This window comes from Nitrospirillum guaranorum (assembly GCF_034653275.1).
Lineage (GTDB): Bacteria > Pseudomonadota > Alphaproteobacteria > Azospirillales > Azospirillaceae > Nitrospirillum.
The window spans coordinates 1,749,341-1,768,006 of sequence record NZ_JAYEES010000004.1; the positions used below are offsets into that span (position 1 = coordinate 1,749,341).

The following is an 18,666-nucleotide window of genomic DNA, read 5'->3' on the forward strand; positions in this document are numbered from 1 at the left end:
GGAGCGGCCATCCCATGAGCATCTCCGAACCCTTCATCCGCCGGCCCATCGGCACGGCCCTGCTGGCCCTGGGCCTGGCGCTGGTGGGGGCGGTGGCGTACGCCTTCCTGCCGGTGGCGTCCCTGCCCAACACCGACCTGCCCATCATCTTCATCCAGGCCAGGGAATTGGGGGCCGACCCGGTGACCATGGCCGCGACGGTGACCGCCCCGCTGGAGCGCCACCTGGGTGAGATCGCCGGCGTGAACGAGATGACCTCGACCACGTCGCTGGGTGTCAGCACCATCATCCTGCAATTCGACGTCAGCCGGCCGGTGACGGACGCGGCGCGCGACGTGCAGGCCGCCATCAGCGCGGCGGCCACCGACCTGCCCTCGGGCCTGACCAGCCAGCCCACGTTCCGCAAGGCCAATCCCAACGGCCGGCCCATCATGACGCTGGCCCTGACGTCCAAGACCCTGACCAACCAGGCCATCTTCGACGCCGCCGACGGCATCCTGGCCCAGCGCCTGTCGCAGATCGAGGGCGTGGCCCAGGCCTCGGCCGCCGGTGGCGAGAAGTCCGCCATCCGCGTGCAGGTGGACGTGAACGCCCTGGCCGCGCGCAAGATCAGCCTGGCCGACATCAGCACCGCCATCACCAACGCCAACGTCAGCCAGCCCGTGGGCACCATGGACGGCGAAGACACGCTGATGACGGTGACCACCAACGACACCATGCTGAAGGCGCAGGACTACCGCGACCTGGTGGTGCGCACCGCCAGCGGCACCGTCTTCCGCCTGGGCGACGTGGCCACGGTGCTCAACAGCTCGGAAAACATCAGGCAGGCGGGCTGGTTCGGTACGCAGCCGGCCGTGCTGGTCTCGGTCCTGAAACAGCCGGGCGCCAACGTCATCAAGACGGTGGACCTGATCAAGGCCAACCTGGGCCAGATCCAGAAGTGGCTGCCGCCCGGCATCGACATCAACGTGGTGAACGACCAGACCGGCACCATCCGCGCCAGCGTGGACGACGTGCAGATCACCATGCTGATCTCCATCGGCCTGGTCATCCTGGTGGTGGGCCTGTTCCTGCGCCGCCTGGCGCCCACCCTGGCCGCCGCCACCGCCGTGCCCCTGTCACTGGCCGGCACCTTCGCCGTCATGTGGATGCTGGACTACAGCATGGACAACCTGTCGCTGATGGCCCTGACCATCAGCGTGGGCTTCGTGGTCGACGACGCCATCGTCATGATCGAGAACGCCGTCCGCCACCGCGAGATGGGCAAGCCCCCCTTGCAGGCGGCCCTGGACGGCGCGCGTGAGATCGGCTTCACCATCGTGTCCATGACCCTGTCGCTGGTGGCCGTGTTCGTGCCCATCATCTTCATGGGCGGGCTGGCGGGCCGGCTGTTCCACGAATTCGCCATGACCCTGACGGCGGCCATCCTGGTCTCGGGCGTCGTGTCGGTGACCCTGACGCCCATGATGTGCGCCCGCTTCATCGACCATGCGCGCGAGCGCGAGGCCAACTGGGCCGACCGGTGGGTGGGCCGGCCGTTGGACGGCGCCACCAACCTGTACATGAAGGGTCTGGGCTGGGTGATGCGCCACCGCATCCTCATGCTGTTCGTGGCGCTGGGCACCATCTTCGGCACCGTCTACCTCTATGGCGTCGTGCCCAAAGGCGGCTTCCCCCAGCAGGACACGGGCCTGCTGCGCGGCAGTGTGCGCGCCTCGGCCGACACCTCCTTCCAGACCATGCAGCGTCGCATGCAGGAGGTGGTGAAGATCATCGCCGACGACCCGGCGGTGGCGGCCATCGGCGGCACCACCGGCGGCGGTGGCGGCGGCCCCGGCAGCAGCAGCGCCAACACCGGCAGCATGACCATCTCGCTGAAGCCGCGCAATCAGCGTGACGCCACGGCAGACCAGGTCATCGCCCGCCTGCGGCCCAAGTTCGCGAAGATGGAGGCGCTGCAGGTCTTCCTGCAGGCGGAGCAGGACCTGCGCTTCGGCGGGCGCAGCAGCGACTCGCAATTCCAGGTCTCGCTGCTGAGCGACAACCTGGACGACCTCTATGAATGGGGGCCGAAACTGGTGGCCAAGCTGAAGGAGCTACCGGACTATTTCCAGGACGTCAGCTCCGACCAGGACAAGGCCGGCCTGGACGCCAAGGTGGTCATCGACCGCAACCTGGCCTCGCGCATGAACCTGACGCCCTCGGACGTGGACGCCGCCCTGGGCAACGCCTTCAGCCAGAAGCAGGTCAGCACCCTTTATGGCGCCCGCAACCAGTACCATGTTGTGCTGGAGGCGACGCCCAATGAGCAGAAGGGCCCGGACGACCTGGTGCGCATCTATGTGAAGTCGGTGGCGGGTATGGTGCCGCTGTCCACCTTCGCCAAGGTGCAGGTCCAGGAATCGCCCCTGTCGGTGAACCATGAGGGGCAGTACCCCTCCTCCACCCTCAGCTTCAACCTGGCCGACGGTGTCGCCCAGGTGGACGCCCTGGCCCGGGCGCAGCAGGCGGTGACGGAACTGGCCATGCCGGCCTCGATGCGGGTGGAGGTGGGCGGCATCGCCCGCATCTTCCAGCAGCAGAACCAGGGTCAGCCTCTGCTGATCGTGGCGGCGCTGGTGACCATCTACATCGTGCTGGGCATGCTGTACGAAAGCTGGGCCCAGCCCATCACCATCCTGTCCACCCTGCCGTCGGCCGGCATCGGCGCCATCCTGGCGCTGATGGCCACGGGGTTCGAGCTATCGATGATCTCCTTCATCGGTATCATCCTGCTGATGGGCATCGTGAAGAAGAACGCCATCATGCTGGTGGATTTCGCCCTGGCGGCGGAGCGCATCCACGGCCTGTCCCCGGTGGACGCCATCACCGAGGCGTGCCGCGAACGGTTCCGCCCCATCACCATGACCACGCTGACCGCCCTGCTGGGCGCCGTGCCACTGGCCATCGGCGGCGGCACGGGGGCCGAGCTGCGCCAGCCGCTGGGCATCGCCCTGGTGGGCGGCCTGCTGGTGTCGCAGTTCATCACCCTCTACACCACGCCGGTGATCTACCTGGCCCTGCGGCCGCGCAAGGTGAAGCTGTCGCGCCTGCACGCCGCCATGGCCGGGGTGAACCGTAAGTAGGATTGGTTCCAACACCCCGCCAACGAAAATGGGCCCGCCGGATCATCCCCGGCGGGCCCTTTTCATGTCGCGCGAATCGCTCAGACGGGATCAGGAGGCGACCAAGGACCAGTCGGCCGGCTCCCACAGGGCGCCGGCGTCGGCGTCGGCATCATCCTGGAACAGCAGCGCGTCCGGCGTGCCGCCGCAGGCGCGGTAGCCGAACAAGGCCAGGGTGGCCGGCAGATCCACGCCCCAGCCCTTGGCGCCGCACCGGTCGACGACGATCAGCCGGGGGCGCAGGGCGTGGGGTGCCGCTTGCAGGAAGGGGATCAACGCGAGGTCGGCGCCGGCCTTGTAGCCCAGACGCAGCACGTCCACGCGGCGCAGGCCGGCGGCCCGCGCCAAATCCAGCAGCGGGCGCGTGCGCACCAGGGCCGGCGGTGGCGCGTCCCAGGCGGGAAGCGCCGTGGCGGCCTTGCGGGTGCCGGTCGCCAGGACCAGGCCGTCGCACGTGGGCCCCACCGCCTCTTCCACCAGGGTCACGGTGGCGGCGATGGGGTTCAGGGACAGGTTGACGGCCAGCCGGTCGCGGGTGGCGGCATTGGGCTCCACCGCCAGCACGCGGCCCTGGGGGCCCAGGTGGCGCGCGGCGGCCAGGGTGTGCAGACCCGTGCCGGCGCCGACATCGACGAAGACGCCCTCCGCCGGCAGGGCCGCCGCGACATGGGCCCGGGCCTGGGCCGCCGCCTGGCGGGGCAACGCCAGGAACCGGCGGTCGTCGGCATGGTCGCGGACATGCAGGCGGCGGCGCAGGCCATCAGCCGCAACATCGATGACGGAGCCGTAGAGCCATGGCACCATGACCCGCACCACGGGTCCCAACACCCTACCCGCCGCCCGGCCCCCGCGGCTGGCCGGCAGGGCGGCGCCGAGCGCCAGCAGCAAGCCCGGCAGCCCGGCGGGGCGATGCCGTCCGAAACCGTCGTCCGCCGGCGCCACCGGGGCGCGATAGTCGATGATGGGGAAGCCGTCCGCCGGACCGGCGGACGGGATGTCCCAAGGGCCGGAAGAAGGGTCCGGCAGCAGGGCGGCGGTGAGCACGGTCATGATGGTCGGCAGCCTCGGTTGATCAGCGCGTGGCAACGATGGCACAGTCAAGCTGACGCCTTGCTGACGCGGGCCTGCCGCGCCACAACCCGGCCCCGCCCACGAAAATCGGCCCGGATGCCGACAGGCCGCGGCCGGTCGCGCGTATAGATACGTCTGCCGCCCGTAATGGGCGACTTGTGGGAACCTGGCCGATGCGGCTTCTTTTGGTTGAGGATGAACGGGATCTGCGGACCTTGACCGCCGATCACCTGTCGCGAATCGGCTTCACCGTCGATGCCTGCGGCAGCCTGGCCGAGGCCGATGACCATATCTCGACCGCCGAGTACGATGCCCTGGTTCTGGACCGGCGCCTGCCCGATGGCGACGGTGTCAGCCTGGTGCGCCGCCTGCGCGGCAGCCGTCGCAAGGTGCCCATCCTGATGCTGACGGCCCGGTCCACCCTGGACGACCGCATCGAGGGGCTGGACGCCGGCGCTGACGATTACCTGGTGAAGCCCTTCGACATGGGGGAGCTGGCGGCCCGCCTGCGGGCACTGCTGCGTCGGCCGGGCGGCATCATCGGCGTGGTGCTGGAATGCGGCAACCTGTCTTTCGACAGCGCCGCCCGCGGCGTGGCCGTGGCCGGCGCCCCGTTGGCCCTGACGGCCCGCGAGCTGGCCCTGCTGGAGGTGCTGTTGCGCAAGGTGGACCAGGTGGTGACCAAGGCCCACATCGACAGCGCCCTCTACGGTTTCGGCAACGAGGCCACCGACAACGCCGTGGAGGCCCTGGTGTCCCGCCTACGCCGCAAGCTGGCGACGGCGGAGGCCACGGCCGGCATCATCACCATGCGCGGCCTGGGCTATATGATGAGCGCGTCGTGAGCCGCCACCTGCTGCCCACCCTGGCGCAGATATGGCGGCACCGGTCACTGCAAGGCCGCCTGGCCTGGCGCCTGGGCCTGCTGTTCCTCGTGTCGGTCGCCGTCGGCATCCTGCCCCTAGTGGTGCGGCTGGAGGAAGCCGGTGGGGTCGTGCAACGCAAGGTGCTGCGCGGCCAGGCCAATGAGCTGATGGCCGTGTTCAACCACGGCGGCCTGTCGCTAGACCGCCTGCCGCCGGATCTGGCCAACCGCTATGCCCTGGAGGAGGACGGCGTCATCTACGCCGTGTGGGACCAGCACGGCCGGCTGCTGACCCAGTCCCTGCCCCGCGCCGCCAACACCCTGCGCGAGGCGTTGAACCAGCCGGACACGGAATATTTCTTCCGCCCGCCGGGGGAGCCGGAGCGTTATGGCCTGGCGACACCCATCAAGCTGGGCGACCGCACCCTGACGCTGGCGGTGGCGCAGTCGCCCACCGCCGACCAGAAAATCATCAACGGCCTGCTGGATGAGTTCGTCCGCGACATCCTGCTGTTCGGCATTCCCGTTGCCTTGATCGCCGCCGCCATCGGCGTCTGGACCATCCGCAGCAGCCTGACCCCCATCCAGGAAGTGTCGGAGGAGGCGGCGGCCATCGGCCTGGACCGCCTGGACCACCGGCTGGACGGCAAGAACCTGCCCAGCGAGGTCCTGCCCCTGGTGGACGCCTTCAACACGGCGCTGGCCCGGCTGGAGGGCAGCTTTCGCCACCACCGCCGCTTCATCGCCGACGCCGCCCACCAGTTGCGCACCCCCCTGGCGGTGGTGCAGGCCCGCCTAGAAAGCGGGGAGGCCGATATGGCGGCCGTGCGAACAGACGTGCGCCGCCTGTCGCGCCTGGTGGCGCAGCTGCTGTCGCTGTCGCGCCTGTCCGGCACCCCCCTGCCCCGCACCGACCGGGTCATGGCGGGGGAACTGACGGCGGGGGAGCTGGTGACCCTGGCGCCCTTCATCCGGTCGCTGGGCAAATCCATCGAGCTGGAGGTGGTGGAGGACTTCCCCCTGGTGTGCAACACCGGCGCCGTGGCCGAGGCCCTGCGCAACCTGGTGGAGAACGCCGTGGCCTACGGCCCCACGGGCGGCACGGTGGAGGTGCGCGTGGGCCCCGGCCCCATCCTGTCCGTGGCCGACCGCGGGCCGGGATTACAGGGCGAGGACCCCCTGACCCTGGCGGAGCCCTTCGTGCGCGGTGCCGCCGGCGCCGGCATCACCGGATCCGGCCTGGGCCTGGCCATCGCCATGGAGATCATGCGCCAGCACGGCGGCCGCCTGGCCGCCCGCGACCGCCACGGCGGCGGGGCGCTGTTCAGTCTGTGCTTTGAGAACACCTAAGCCGTTAGTGGTTATGTTTCGTATATTGCGTTTAATACGCGCCTGACTCATATCTACATCATTGCGGCGCCATGAGGCGCCGAGGTTTGGCCCCCCGTGCCGATACATTGAGCGTGGAGGTTATGATGACAGCGTTGCTGGAGCGGAACGACACCATCGTTCCGTCTGACGAAGACGCACAGCTGGCGACGGAGTCGAGCCGCATCCTGTCCAGACACGGGGACCGGGAGCTTCAAGTGCAGTTGGACGACGGGCAGGCCCTACCGCTGCCCCGGGCCCTGCGGGAGTTGATCACCCATCTGTTGGTGGAGATGTCGCAAGGCAACGCGGTGACCGTGATCCCGGTCCATGCGGAGATGACGACACAGGAGGCGGCCGACTTCTTGAACGTCAGCCGACCCCACTTGGTCAAGTTGCTGGAGACGGGACAGCTACCCCACCACAAGGTGGGGACCCATCGCCGTGTCCGCTTCGCGGATTTGAAGGCGTACAAACAAGGAAGGGCGGAGGCTCGATCCAAGGCTCTGGAGGAACTGGTCGCGCAGGCCCAGGAACTCGACATGGGTTATTGACGTGTCACGGTTCACCGTCGTCTTCGATGCCTGCGTGCTCTATCCGGCGCCGCTGCGCGATTTTCTGATGGATTGGCGGCGACGGAGCTGTTTCGAGCGCGATGGACCGATGCGATTCATGACGAATGGATCCGCAACGTTCTGAAAAATCGTCCGGATTTGACGCGGGAGCAGCTGCGGTGGACGCGGGAGCGAATGGACGCCAGCGTCATAGATTGCCTGGTGTCTGGTTATGAACATCTGACACCAACCATCAATCTTCCCGACCCCGATGACCGACACGTAGTGGCTGCGGCCGCTCAGGCAAGAGCGGACGCCATCATCACCTTCAATCTTAAAGACTTCCCGCTGGATGACACACTGGAAAAGCAAGGGCTGCCCAAAACGGTCGCCGCCCTGCGTCCGTATGCGCCCTTCCTGTCGCAATGGCCCACCGCGCCCCGCGGCTGAAGTTCACACCTTCAGGAAGATCCGGCGGCGGTACAGCACCTCCAGGATCGCCCACCACAGGGTGACGAACAGGAGGGCGAAGGCCAGCGAGGCCGCCTTTTCCGGCAGCACAGGATAGAACACCGCCTCGTAGACCACGTCCTGCAGCGGGGCGATGCGGTGGTCCCAGGGCAGGGTGATGACGCCGCCGATGACGATGGCCATCAGTTCGGACCCGACATAGGCCAGGATGGGGTTGACGCCGAAGACCAGGGCCGGCCGGGTCCAGCGGCGCCAGCCGCGCACCTCAACCGCCCACAGCAGGGCACCCAGGCACAGGCAGGCCATGCCGGCGGTCAGGGCCACGAAGGAGCTGGTCCACAGGCTCTTGTTGATGGGGAAGGCCAAATCCCAGATTTCGCCCAGCAGGACACCCGCGACCCCGGCCACGATCAGGCCCCGGATGCGGGCCGGCAGCGGCAGGGGCCGGGCCAGCCAGCGTCCGGCCTGGACGCCCAGCAGCGCTGTGGCGATGGCCGGCAGGGTCGACAGCGCGCCTTCGGGATCCCAGGTCTTGGCGGCGGCCCACAGATGGTTGCCCAGCGGACCCCAGTCAAACAGCGCGCGGTCGACCGCCGCCGCCACGGTGGCGCCGGGATGGGCCAGCGCCGCCAGGCCGGTGGCGCCGGTGCCGGGCACGGGAACCAGCGTCATCACCGCCCAATAGCCCAGCGCCAGCAGCACGATCAGGGCGCCCTGCCCCTTCGGCCCCACCCGCAGCGACAGCAGGCCAACGGCGGCGTAGCACAGGGCGATGCGCTGCAAGACACCGGGGATGCGCCAGGACAGGACCTGCGCCGCCGCGCGGTCGGCCAGCGTGCCATGACTGGCCAGCGCGTAGCCCGGGAACCAGGCGATGAACAGGCCGAGGCCGAACAGGATGAGCGCGCGCCGCAGGATCTGGCGGGCCAGGGCGCCGTCGCCATCCCCCCGCGCGCGCCGCTGGGTCAGCGACAGGTGGGTGGTGATGCCCACCATGAACAGGAAGAAGGGGAAGACCAGGTCGGTTGGCGTCCAGCCGTGCCATTTGGCGTGGCGTAGCGGCCAATAGATGTCGGACCATGTGCCGGGGTCGTTGACCAGCAGCATCAGGGCCACGGTCAGCCCCCGGAAGACGTCCAGCGACAGCAGGCGTTCAGGCTTGGCGGCCAGGGAAGGTTCCCTGGAAGGACGGTCCGAGGCGGGTGCGGACATGGGGGTCAGGCAAGGCCTTTCAACCGGGAACGGCGTGAGGATGCGGTCAGGTGTGCCAGCACCCGCCACGCGCGGCTAGCCCCCAGATCGGCATTTTACCGGAAATGACGAAGGCGCCGGTCGCCTTGACGGCGCCGTCAGCCGCCGGCCTTGGCCGGGATGGTGTCGGCCTGGGCCTCGGTCTGTTCCACCGACCAGCCGCCGCCCAGCACGCGGTACAGCGTGACGATGGCGGTGAGGTAGTTCAGGCGGCTTTGCACCAGGCTGTCCTGGGCGCTGAACAGGGTGCGCTGGGCCGTCAGCACGCTGACCATATCGGCGGTACCACGCTGGAACTGCCCGGTGGTGCCGCGCAGAGCCACGTCGGCCGAGGCCGTCGCCTTTTCCTGGGCGCCCCGGATGTCGCGGGTGTAGCGCACGCCGGCCAGCGCATCCTCGACATCGGAGAAGGCGGTGACGACCGCCTTCTGATAATCCGCCGCCAGCTCCTCCACCCGGGCGCGCTGCACGTCGGACTGGGCCTGCAGGTTGCCGGCGTCGAACACCGTCTGGGTCAGCGAGGTGCCCAGCGACCACAGCTTGCTGGCCGGGTTGAACAGGTTGTCCAGGGTCTGGTTCTGGTAGCCGTAGCTGCCCGTCAGGCTGAGGCTGGGGTATTGCTGGGCGATGACGCTGCGCAGGGTGGCGTTGGCGGCGATCAGCTGCGCCTCGGCCGAGGCCACGTCAGGCCGGCGGGTCAGCAGGGTGGACGGCAGGTTGGGCGCCACCTCGGGCTCCGCCAGGCCGCTGAGGGTGGTGCCCTCGATCTTCAGCTGTTCCGGCAGCACGCCCACCAGCACGGCCAGCGCGTCGATCTGCTGCGCCAGGCTTTGCTCATACTGGGGAATGGCGGCGCGCTCGCCCTCCACCACGTTCACCTGGTTGGCCACGTCCACATCGGTGGCGGTGCCGGCGCGGGCGCGGGCCTGGATGCCGCGCAGCACGTCCTCGGCATCGCGCAACGACTGGCGGGCCAGGGCCAGGCGGTCCTTGTAGGCCAGCGCCTGGAAGTAGTCGGTGGCCACCGTGGCGATGGCCGTCATCAGCACCGTCTGCTTGTCGTAGCGGCTGTAGTTCAGGCTGGCCTTGGCCGATTCGAAGGCGGACCGGTTCTTGCCCCAGAAATCCAGCTCGTAACTGGCCGACAGCTTGGCCGAATAGTTGCTGCTGATGTTGTTGCGGGTGATGAAGTTGCCGTTGCTGACGGTGGTGGTGCCGCCGCCCGTCTGGCTGCGGGTGCGCCCGGCGTTCGCCGTCACCGTGGGGAACAGGGTGGAGCGCTGTTCGTCCACCGTCCCTTCGGCCTGGCGGATGCGGGCCACGGCGGCGCGCACGTCGAAGTTATTCGACGCCACGCGGGCGATCAGGCTGTCCAGTTCCGGCGACTTGAACTGCCGCCACCAGTCGGCGGCGATTTCCGTGCGCAAGGTCGCGTCCTTGGCGGCGTCGCCCGTCACCGTTTCCCGATAGGCCGCCGGCTGCGGCGTTTCCGGCCGTTCATAGTCAGGCCCTACGGTGCAGCCCGTCAGCGCACCCGCCATGAGGAAGGCCGCCAGGGCCGGCTTGGCGACGGACGAAAGCAGGGAACGGGACGACCGGTGGCGCAGCATCGCGGGACGTGATCCAGGAAGGGAGGCCAGATGGAAACGCGGATTGGGGACGGGACCCGGCGCCCTTCTTTTCACACCGGAGGCCCCCTGTCACGGACGAACTGGGCCTGCGCCCAATTGGCCCAGCCACCAGCCGGGGAAGTGGAACGCCCCCCCCGTGACCGCCCGCCCGTGACCGCCCGATGGTACGGGGCGAAAGCCGCCAACCTGTCGGGAAAAACGACACAGGCGGGCCAACAGCCGGATTATCGCGGGCTCATGCCGGCGATGATCGTGTCCAGCATCACGTCCAGATCGGCGTGCATGTCCAGGGTGCGGTCCAGCAGGGTCCAGCGCATGACCAGGCTGTGCTTCATGCCCGAAAGGATCCAGCCCACCCGTTCCACGTCGGTCTCGGGCGCGACCTCGCCCGCCGCGATGCCCTCACGGATCAGGGCGCAATAGATGCGGTGCGGCCGTTGCAGGCGTTCCGCCAGCAGACTGCGCATGTCCGGGCTGTCGGCCAGCACCTCGCGCGAGAACATCAGCGACGACAGCGCCGGGATGCTTTCCGCCAGGCCCAGCCAGGTGTGCATGACCTGCCGCAGGCGGGCCATGGGACTGCCGGCGCCGTTCAGCGCCTCCTGGACCGGGGGGGCGATGCGCTGGGAGAGGTTGTCCAGCAGCGCCTCCCACATGGCGCGCTTGGTGGGGAAATGGCGGAACAGCGAGCCCTGGGCCATACCGATACGGCGGGCGATGGCCGTGGTCGTGGTGCCGCCGGGCCCCACCTCGTGCAGCAATTCCAGGGCGGCGGCGATGATCTCCGCACGGCGGGTGTCGCCCGCCTTGCGTTGGCGCCCGCTGGGACGCGTTTGGGGGTCGAGGTCCCCCGCCATCACCGTTTCACCCTGGGTCATCGCCGTATCCAGTTCACGCCGGCGGGGTGCCGGCCGCACCGGCCTCTGCCGTCTCACCCGCCTGCCAGCCGCCGCCCAGCGCCTTGTAGAGGGCGATGGTCTGCTGCACCAGGGCATAGTCGCTCTGTGCCACGGCATCCTTGGAGGTGGCCAGGGTACGGTCGGCGTCCAGCACGGTCAGGAAGTCGGCCAGGCCGGCGCGGTACTGCGAGCGGGCACGGTCCTGCGCCCGCTGGGCGGCGTCCAGGGCGCGGTGCAAGGTCTCGTTCCGCTGGCGCTCGTTGGCATAGGCGACCAGCGCGTCCTCCACCTCCTGGAAGGCGGTCAACACCGTCTTGCGGTAGGTGAGGCGCGCCTCTTCGGCCTGGGCCTCGGCATCCTTCACGCCGGCCTTCAGGCGGCCGCCGTCGAAGATGGTGCCGCTGACGGTGGGGCCCACGCTCCAACCGAAGCTGTCGCCCTGCAGCAGCTTGCCTATATCGGGATTGAGGAAGCCGCCGATGAGGCCCAGGGACAGCTTGGGGAAACGCGCCGCCTCCTTCACGCCGATCTCGGCGTTGGTGGCGACCATGGTGCGCTCGGCGGCCCGGATGTCGGGACGGGCGCGCACCACCTCGGATGGCAGGCTGGCCGGCAGGGCCGGCGGCAGGGGCACCTCCGGCCCGGCGGTGGTCAGCAGGCTGTCCACGTCGGCGGGGGTGCGGCCGGTCAGGGTGGCGATGGCGTGGGCACGCTGGGCGGCCTGGGTCGCCAGCGACGGCAGCACCGCCTTCTGCTGTTCCAGCTGGCCGTCGGCCTCCGCCAACTGCAATTCGGTCGCCAGGCCCACCTTGTACTTCGCGGCCGTCAGGTCGCGGGTTTCCTGCGACAGGCGCACGTTTTCATTGGCGATGACGATGCGCGCCTGGACGGAACGAAGGGCGGCGTAGTCGGTGCCCAGTTCCGCCAGCATGGACATGACCAGCGAGCGCCGGTTCTCGACGCCGGCCTCGATGTTCGCGTCGGCCGCCTCGATGCTGCGGCGCGTGCCGCCGAAGAGGTCCAGCTCCCACGAGGCGTCGAAGCCCGCCAGGAAGATGTTGCTGGTGCCGCCCAGCGAGCCCGTGGCCCCCGGGGGCAGGCGGTTGCGCATGGCGGCGCCCTCCCCCTTCACGCTGGGGTACTGCGCGGCGGCCGCCTGCTGGCGCTGGGCGCGGGCGGACAGGATGCGCTGCTCCGCCACCTTCAGGTCCAGGTTGCCGGCGACCACGTCGGCAACCAGCTTGTCCAGCGTGGGGTCGCGGAACTCAGTCCACCAGTGGCCCAGCACGGTGGCGTCGGTGTTGACCTGGGTCTTGCCCGCCACCTGGGCCGTCGCCTGGGTGGTCGTGGCGCTCCACGCCGCAGGCGCGTCGGCCGCCGGCGGCTGGTAGTCCGGGCCCAGGGTGCAGGCGGCCGTCAGGGCCAGGGCCGCCGTGGCGGCCAGCAGCCCGGCCCGGCGCGGAAGCGGGAAGAGGGGAGTGGAAGCGGACATCAGGGTCACTCCGCGGCGGCGGGCTTGGGCGCCGCCTTGGTGGATTTCATGAAAAAGGCCAGGGGCACGACGCAGAAGGCGACCACGCCGGATATGCGGAAGACGTCGACGTAGCCCAGGATGGCCGCCTGGCGCACCAACGTGCGGTAGATGCCGCCCAGCGCCGAGGAGTCCATCTGCGACGGCGTCAGCCCGTGACCGGCCAGGCCGTTCATCCAGGCCTGCTTGGTCATCTGATAGCCCATGTTCAGGTCCGACAGGTGCTCGACCAGATAGGCCTGGTGCACCTGCGACCGCTGCGTCAGGTAGGCCGTGACCAGCGCGATGCCGATGCTGCCGCCCAGGTTGCGCGACATGGCGTACAGGGCGGCGGCGTCGCCGTTCATCTCCCGCGGGACGGAGGCGAAGGCCACCGTGCTGATGGGGATCATCAGCAGCGCCGTGCCGAAGGTCTGGGCCAGGCGCATGCTCATCAGGTTCAGGAAGCTGACCTGGGGCGTGATGGTGCCCGTGTAGAACATGGCGATGCCCAGCAGGAAGAAGCCGGTGGCCACGATGAAGCGGGCCTGGAACTTCTTCAGCAGCACGCGGGTGATGATGGGGATCATGAACAGGATCATGAAGCCGCCGGGCGACAGGATCATGCCCGACCAGGTGGCGGTGTAACCCAATTGGGACTGCGCCAACTGCGGGATCAGCACGGCGCTGCCGTACAGGGTGGCGGCCATGATGCTGATGAACAGGGTGCCGATGGCGAAATCCTTGTTCTTCCAGACCCGCAGGTTGACGATGGGATCAGGCCGATCCAGCAGCCAGACGACGGCGCCCACCAGGCCCAGCACGGCGCCCACGCCGAAGGCCTGGATGAAGCCGCTGGAAAACCAGTCCTCCTGCTCGCCCCGGTCCAGCACGATCTGCAGGCAGGCGAAGCCGGCGGCGATCAGCGACAGGCCGACCACGTCGATGTTGCGCTTGCCCTTGCCGGCGCCGGCCTTGGCCCAGGGCGGATCCTCCACCACCGCCGAGATGGCGAAGGTGGCGATGACGCCCACCGGCACGTTGATCAGGAACACCCAGCGCCAGCTGAAATTGTCCGTGATCCAGCCGCCCAGCGTCGGCCCCATGATGGGGGCGGCGATGATGGCGACGGCCGTGACGCCGAAGGCGGTGGCGCGCTTGGCCGGCTCGAACGTGTCCAGCAGGATGGACTGCTGGTTGGGCTGCAGGCCGCCCCCGAAGAAGCCCTGCATCAGGCGGAAGATGATCAGTTCGGGCAGCGAGGTCGACAGGCCGCAGAGCAGCGACGACACCGTGAACATGATGATGGACAGCAGGAAGTAGTTCTTGCGCCCCATCATGCGGCCCAGCCAGCCGGACACGGGCAGCACGATGCCGTTGGCCACCAGGTAGGAGGTCAGCGTCCAGGTGCTTTCGTCCGTGCCCACCGACAGGCTGCCGGCGATGTGCGGCAGGGCCACGTTGATGATGGTGGTGTCCAGCACCTCCATGAAGGTGGCGACGGTCACCACCATGGCGACCAGGTAGGGGTTGTGCTTGGGACGCCAGGTCGACGCCCCGTGATCAGCCTCGGGTGGGGGAAGTCCTTCGCTCACCGCCGTCCCCTCAGTTCAGGTTGACCGTGGGTTCGACCGACAGACCCAGGGGCAGGGGGTGATCGGCGGGCAGGCCGCCCGTCACCTTGATCTTGACCGGCAGGCGCTGGACGATCTTCACGAAGTTGCCGGTGGCGTTTTCCGCCGGGAAGGCGGTGAAGCGCGAGCCGGTGCCCATCTGGAAGCTGTCGACGGCGCCGGTCAGCTTCAGGTCGGGGAAGGCGTCGACCTCGATATCGACCGGCTGGCCCACGCGCATGTGCTTCAACTGGTTTTCCTTGAAGTTGGCGACCACCCACACCTCCGGCGTCACCAGCGTCATGGCCGATTGCGACACCTGCAGGTAGTTGCCCTTTTCCACGGCGCGCTTGGTCACCCAGCCATCCTGCGGCGCCACCACGGTGGTGTAGGACAGGTTCAGCTCCGCCTGAGCCAATTCGGCCTGGGCGGCGGCCACCTGGGCCTCCCACTGCTTCACCTGGGTGGCGGCCACCTCGATGTTGCGCGGCGCCTGTTCCGCCGAGCGCAGCTTGGCGTCGGCGTCGGCCAGCTGGGCCTGGGCGGTGCGGAACGCCGCCTGGGCGGCGTCGATCTGCGACTTGGTGGTGGCGCGGACGTCGATCTCGGTCTGGCGCGACAGGTCGGACTTGGCCCGGACCAGCGTGGCCTCGGCCTGGGCGCGGGCGGCGCGGGCCTGGTCCAGCTGCGCCGGATAGGAAACCTGGGCGATTTCCAGATTGGTCTGCGCCTGCGTCAGCTGCGCCTGCGCCAGTTGCAGCTGCGCGGCGTCACGGTCGCGGGTGATCTGATAGTCGCGGGGATCGATGCGGAACAGCAGGTCGCCAGCCTTCACCTTCTGGTTATCCTGCACCGCCAGCTCGACCACCAGGCCGGAAACCTTGGGCGCCACCGTCACCACCCGGCCCTCGGTGAAGGCGTCGTCGGTGGATTCCTTGCCCCTGCCGCTGAGCCAGAGGACGACGCCGCCGACCATGACGACGGCCAGCACGCCGAAGCCGATGATGCGCGGCAGGGGGGAACGCTTGGGCGGAAGGGCGGTGGACGCGCTGGTCATGATGGTCCTTTAGTCCCTGATCGTTGAAGGCCGGATCGGGCTTGGGCCCCGTGCGGGGGGCGAACACCTTGGGCCCGGCCCGGCCGGGTCAAGGAATACGGATGTGGGGAAGGTGCCGCTAAATCCTGCGGCGCGGAAACTGCTTGCAAGCAAGTTATTGCTTATGGCCTCGGAACGCACCTAATGAGGATGGCGCAGATCTGGGATGCGGCAAGCGCCAAAACCGTGGGACCTGAGCACCCACCCATGCATCCCACCAAAACCTTAGGATTCCAGGCCATTTCCCGCGACAACGCCACCGCGCCCAACATCGGTCGGCGGCGCCTGTCAGCGTCCACCATCACAGGGGCGGGCCCAAGGTTTTAGAAGCCCAGTTCGCGGTTCAGGCGGGTGGTCCCATAGATTTTGGTCAATGCCTCCTTCACCGCTCCGACCGATACCCAGACGGCGCGGTTGGAGGTGTCGTCGAAGCCGAAATCGCCGCCCAGCGACTGGCTGTTGCCATCGAAGATCGTGCCCACCACCTGGCCATCGGTATTGACCACGGGGGAGCCGGAATTGCCGCGCACAATGTCGTTCGTGCTGGCGATGTTCAGCTTGCGGCTGAAGTCCACATCGCTGCGGGCGCGCAGCCACGAGCGCGGCAGGGCCAGCGGCTCCGCCCCCGTGGCGCGGCCGTAGGCCTCACCGATGGTGGTGTAATACCGCACATGGCGGCCGTTCTCGTCATAGCCCTTCACCGTCCCGTAGGACACGCGGGGGGAGAAGGTGGCGTCCGGGTAGGCGCCGGTGCCCTTGGCGGCGAAGACGACCTGGGCGATGACGCCGGCGTTGCGCCGCTCCACCGCCTCCACATTCACCTCCACGTCGCGTCGGATGACCAGCGCCTGCTTGTCCACCTCTTGCGCGAAGCGGATCAGGGGGTCGTGGCTGTTCTTGATGGCCTCGATGCCGCCCATCAGCAGGCGTTTGCGTTCGTTGGGGTCGGCCAGCCTGGTGCCGTCCACCAGGTCGCTGGCCATCTTTTCGGCCGTCTGCGCGCCCAGCACATCGCGCACCAGGGGATCGTCCGGCCCCAGCACCCGCCGCAATTGCACCAGCCAGGCGCGCAGCAGCACCTTTTCCAGGTCGGTGGAAATGGGGGCGTTGGCCAGCAGGCGCTGACGGGTGAAGGGGAAGCCGGCCTCGGTGAATTCCTGGAAGCGCTTGATGTCGGGCAGTTGGCGCTGCTCCGCCGCGCGCACCAGCAGGCGGGCATAGGCGAACAGGTCGGACTGGGGCCCGCGCCCCTCCTCCACCACTTCCATGCGGTCGGCGACGGCACGGTAATGGCTCACGGCCTGGGCGATGGCGGCCCAGGGATCGCCGAAACGCTGCTGGAATTGCGGGTCGGCGGCCACTTTGGCCCGCAGCTCATTCTCCGCCCGCCGGCGGCTGTCGATCAGGCCGGGATTGACCAGGGCGCGGAACTGGCCCAGGCGGGCCTTGTAGGCGTTTTCCACCGCGAACAGCTTGGCGAAGGCCACGCGGGCGTGTTCGGTCCCCTCGGCCGAGAATTGCAGCAACAGGCCGCGTAACTCCGCCAGGTAGACCAAACTCTCCGGCAGGACGACGTCGCGGTCGTATTCCAGCTCCGCCACCGTATCCAGGCGTTCGGTGGTACCGGGATTGCCGGAGGTGAAGACCAGATCGCCCTCCTGCGCGTCCCGGGGAGCGTAGGCGAAGTAATTGGCCTGGGTGTTCAACGGCGCGCCATGCTCGTCATAAACCCGCAGGAAGGCGACATCCAGGTCATAGCGGGGGAATTCGAAATTGTCGGGATCGCCGCCGAAGAAGGCGATGTCCTCCTCGGGCGAGAACACCAGGCGCACATCCTGGTAACGGCGGTATTTGTACACGTCGTAGACGCTGCCCCGATACAGCTCCACCACGTCGCAGCGGATGGCCTCATCCCCGCCGGCGCAGTCGCGCTGCAGCTTGGCCAGCGTCTCACGCAGGGCGCGGCCGTAATCCTGGCCCTCGCGGCCCGCCACCGCCTCCCTCACCTGGGGGGTGACGTCGGTGATGCCCACCAACTGGTTGGCCTCCACATCCGGACATTTCACCTCGTCCTCCGGCTTGGCGGCATAGAAGCCGTCCTGCACCAGGTTGTTGGCGGGTGATGACAATTGCTGCAGGCAATCGCGGGCGCAGTGATGGTTGGTCTGGACCAGGCCGGTGGGCGAAACGAAGGAGGCGGAGCAGCCCCGGGGCAGCCGCAGCGACGCCATGCGGAGATGGTCCAACCACTGGACGGTGGGCTCGAAGCCGTAGGTCTCCTGGACTTTGGCGCTGGGGAAGTGGTTGAAGGTCCACAGTCCCTCATCCGCGCGGGCCCCGAAGGGCGTGGAGGCGAAAAGCCCGGACAAGCAGCCGCCAACCGCAGCCGCCCTAAGCCCCGTACGCATGGTCCCCGTCCCTTGCATGCCCGTTTGTACCTCTTGATCCCGGCCTCCCCGCCGGGCGGTACAGTCCCTGTGAGCATACCCCCAAGCCAAACCGGGGCGGGACGGGATTTTGTAACGGAAGTGCAAATGTCGCAGCCCCAGAACGCCGAAACCCCAGGGAAATCCCTGGGGTTCACGTGACGCCTATTCCAACGAATAGGGACGGGCCGCCGCTCAGTTGACGATGCGCCAGGACCCATCAGGCTGTTGGCAGGCGGTGCCCACCTGCTGGCTGGGCTGTCCCGCCACGGTGATGGTGGAGGTGTATTCGCGGCAGTTGGCCTGATCATAGGCCGGCTTGGCCGCCATGGCCTGGACGGGCTGCGCCACCACGGGCGGCGGCGCCTGTACCACGACCGGGGCCGGCGCCACATAGGCGGGGGGCGCGTAATAGGGGTAGGGCGCGTACGCCACCGGATAGGGCGCCCAGTATGGACCGCGCCAACGCCAGTAGGGGTCATGCCAATAGGCGCCGTAATAGCCGGCCGGATAGAAGGGGCCGACGCCGATACCAACGCTGACGAAGGTGCGGGCGCTCGCCGGGGCGGCGCCGCCGGCCAACGCCAGCAAGGCCACCACCAGCGACATCATCACCAGGAACGGAGCCTTGAACACGCGCTGCATGATCATCCTCTTTCAGACGGCGGGCCCGCTGATGCCGCGGGTACCGCCTCAAAGCCGCCCTTGATCGCGTTTGGAAACGGCCCGGGGCGCTCGGGGCCATCC

General features: G+C 68.6%; 14 protein-coding genes. 5 read left to right on the forward strand and 9 right to left on the reverse strand.

Features of this window, described 5'->3' with window-relative positions:
• Positions 1-14: 14 nt before the first annotated feature.
• Positions 15-3,125, forward strand: a complete 3,111-nt coding sequence (locus UAJ10_RS29360) for an efflux RND transporter permease subunit (protein ID WP_322918936.1) — start codon at positions 15-17, stop codon at positions 3,123-3,125.
• Between the two features lie 90 nt (positions 3,126-3,215).
• On the opposite strand, the gene UAJ10_RS29365 is transcribed toward UAJ10_RS29360, so the two are convergent.
• Positions 3,216-4,214, reverse strand: coding sequence for an FkbM family methyltransferase (locus tag UAJ10_RS29365; protein ID WP_322918937.1), 999 nt, complete (start codon positions 4,212-4,214; stop codon positions 3,216-3,218).
• A gap of 194 nt (positions 4,215-4,408) precedes the next feature.
• Here UAJ10_RS29365 and UAJ10_RS29370 point away from each other — a divergent pair, with 194 nt between their 5' ends.
• From UAJ10_RS29370 to UAJ10_RS29385, 4 genes are all read left to right on the forward strand, one after another.
• Positions 4,409-5,080, forward strand: a complete 672-nt coding sequence (locus UAJ10_RS29370) for a response regulator transcription factor (protein ID WP_322918938.1) — start codon at positions 4,409-4,411, stop codon at positions 5,078-5,080.
• Entirely contained in the window at positions 5,077-6,450 is a 1,374-nt protein-coding gene (locus UAJ10_RS29375; RefSeq protein WP_322918939.1) for a sensor histidine kinase, read from the forward strand. The genes UAJ10_RS29370 and UAJ10_RS29375 overlap by 4 nt, the downstream gene beginning before the upstream one ends.
• Positions 6,451-6,575: 125 nt before the next feature.
• Positions 6,576-7,022 (forward strand): helix-turn-helix domain-containing protein, encoded by a 447-nt coding sequence (locus UAJ10_RS29380; protein WP_322918940.1) that lies wholly within the window; start codon positions 6,576-6,578, stop codon positions 7,020-7,022.
• Positions 7,023-7,094: 72 nt separating this feature from the next.
• Complete coding sequence (locus tag UAJ10_RS29385; RefSeq protein WP_322918941.1) at positions 7,095-7,472, forward strand: PIN domain-containing protein; 378 nt, start codon at positions 7,095-7,097, stop codon at positions 7,470-7,472.
• Between the two features lie 3 nt (positions 7,473-7,475).
• On the opposite strand, the gene UAJ10_RS29390 is transcribed toward UAJ10_RS29385, so the two are convergent.
• The 8 genes from UAJ10_RS29390 to UAJ10_RS29425 all read right to left on the reverse strand — a co-directional run bounded on the left by UAJ10_RS29390 (position 7,476) and on the right by UAJ10_RS29425 (position 18,564).
• A complete protein-coding gene (locus tag UAJ10_RS29390) occupies positions 7,476-8,705 on the reverse strand; it encodes an acyltransferase family protein (protein WP_322918942.1) in 1,230 nt (409 codons plus the stop codon).
• A gap of 137 nt (positions 8,706-8,842) precedes the next feature.
• A complete protein-coding gene (locus tag UAJ10_RS29395; RefSeq protein ID WP_322918943.1) occupies positions 8,843-10,354 on the reverse strand; it encodes an efflux transporter outer membrane subunit in 1,512 nt (503 codons plus the stop codon).
• A 245-nt stretch (positions 10,355-10,599) separates the two neighbouring features.
• Complete coding sequence (locus tag UAJ10_RS29400; RefSeq protein WP_322918944.1) at positions 10,600-11,253, reverse strand: TetR/AcrR family transcriptional regulator; 654 nt, start codon at positions 11,251-11,253, stop codon at positions 10,600-10,602.
• A gap of 13 nt (positions 11,254-11,266) precedes the next feature.
• Positions 11,267-12,766 carry an efflux transporter outer membrane subunit gene (locus UAJ10_RS29405; RefSeq protein ID WP_322918945.1) on the reverse strand — a complete coding sequence of 500 codons (1,500 nt, stop codon included), beginning with the start codon at positions 12,764-12,766 and terminating at the stop codon, positions 11,267-11,269.
• 5 nt (positions 12,767-12,771) lie between these two features.
• Positions 12,772-14,379, reverse strand: coding sequence for a DHA2 family efflux MFS transporter permease subunit (locus tag UAJ10_RS29410; RefSeq protein ID WP_416235415.1), 1,608 nt, complete (start codon positions 14,377-14,379; stop codon positions 12,772-12,774).
• A gap of 10 nt (positions 14,380-14,389) precedes the next feature.
• Positions 14,390-15,454: an HlyD family secretion protein gene (locus tag UAJ10_RS29415; protein WP_322918946.1), complete on the reverse strand. Its 1,065-nt coding sequence runs from the start codon at positions 15,452-15,454 to the stop codon at positions 14,390-14,392.
• Between the two features lie 362 nt (positions 15,455-15,816).
• Entirely contained in the window at positions 15,817-17,862 is a 2,046-nt protein-coding gene (locus UAJ10_RS29420) for a S46 family peptidase (protein ID WP_322918947.1), read from the reverse strand.
• Positions 17,863-18,114: 252 nt separating this feature from the next.
• Positions 18,115-18,564 (reverse strand): hypothetical protein, encoded by a 450-nt coding sequence (locus UAJ10_RS29425; RefSeq protein WP_322918948.1) that lies wholly within the window; start codon positions 18,562-18,564, stop codon positions 18,115-18,117.
• Positions 18,565-18,666: the final 102 nt, after the last annotated feature.

Bases quoted from the DNA above. Each gene is read 5' to 3' on its own strand.
- UAJ10_RS29365 (WP_322918937.1), bottom strand. From the start codon at position 4,214: ATGACCGTGCTCACCGCCGCCCTGCTGCCGGACCCTTCTTCCGGCCCT.
- UAJ10_RS29380 (WP_322918940.1), top strand. From the start codon at position 6,576: ATGACAGCGTTGCTGGAGCGGAACGACACCATCGTTCCGTCTGACGAA.
- UAJ10_RS29395 (WP_322918943.1), bottom strand. From the start codon at position 10,354: ATGCTGCGCCACCGGTCGTCCCGTTCCCTGCTTTCGTCCGTCGCCAAG.
- UAJ10_RS29415 (WP_322918946.1), bottom strand. From the start codon at position 15,454: ATGACCAGCGCGTCCACCGCCCTTCCGCCCAAGCGTTCCCCCCTGCCG.
- UAJ10_RS29390 (WP_322918942.1), bottom strand. From the start codon at position 8,705: ATGTCCGCACCCGCCTCGGACCGTCCTTCCAGGGAACCTTCCCTGGCC.
- UAJ10_RS29400 (WP_322918944.1), bottom strand. From the start codon at position 11,253: ATGACCCAGGGTGAAACGGTGATGGCGGGGGACCTCGACCCCCAAACG.
- UAJ10_RS29425 (WP_322918948.1), bottom strand. From the start codon at position 18,564: ATGCAGCGCGTGTTCAAGGCTCCGTTCCTGGTGATGATGTCGCTGGTG.
- UAJ10_RS29360 (WP_322918936.1), top strand. From the start codon at position 15: ATGAGCATCTCCGAACCCTTCATCCGCCGGCCCATCGGCACGGCCCTG.
- UAJ10_RS29405 (WP_322918945.1), bottom strand. From the start codon at position 12,766: ATGTCCGCTTCCACTCCCCTCTTCCCGCTTCCGCGCCGGGCCGGGCTG.
- UAJ10_RS29370 (WP_322918938.1), top strand. From the start codon at position 4,409: ATGCGGCTTCTTTTGGTTGAGGATGAACGGGATCTGCGGACCTTGACC.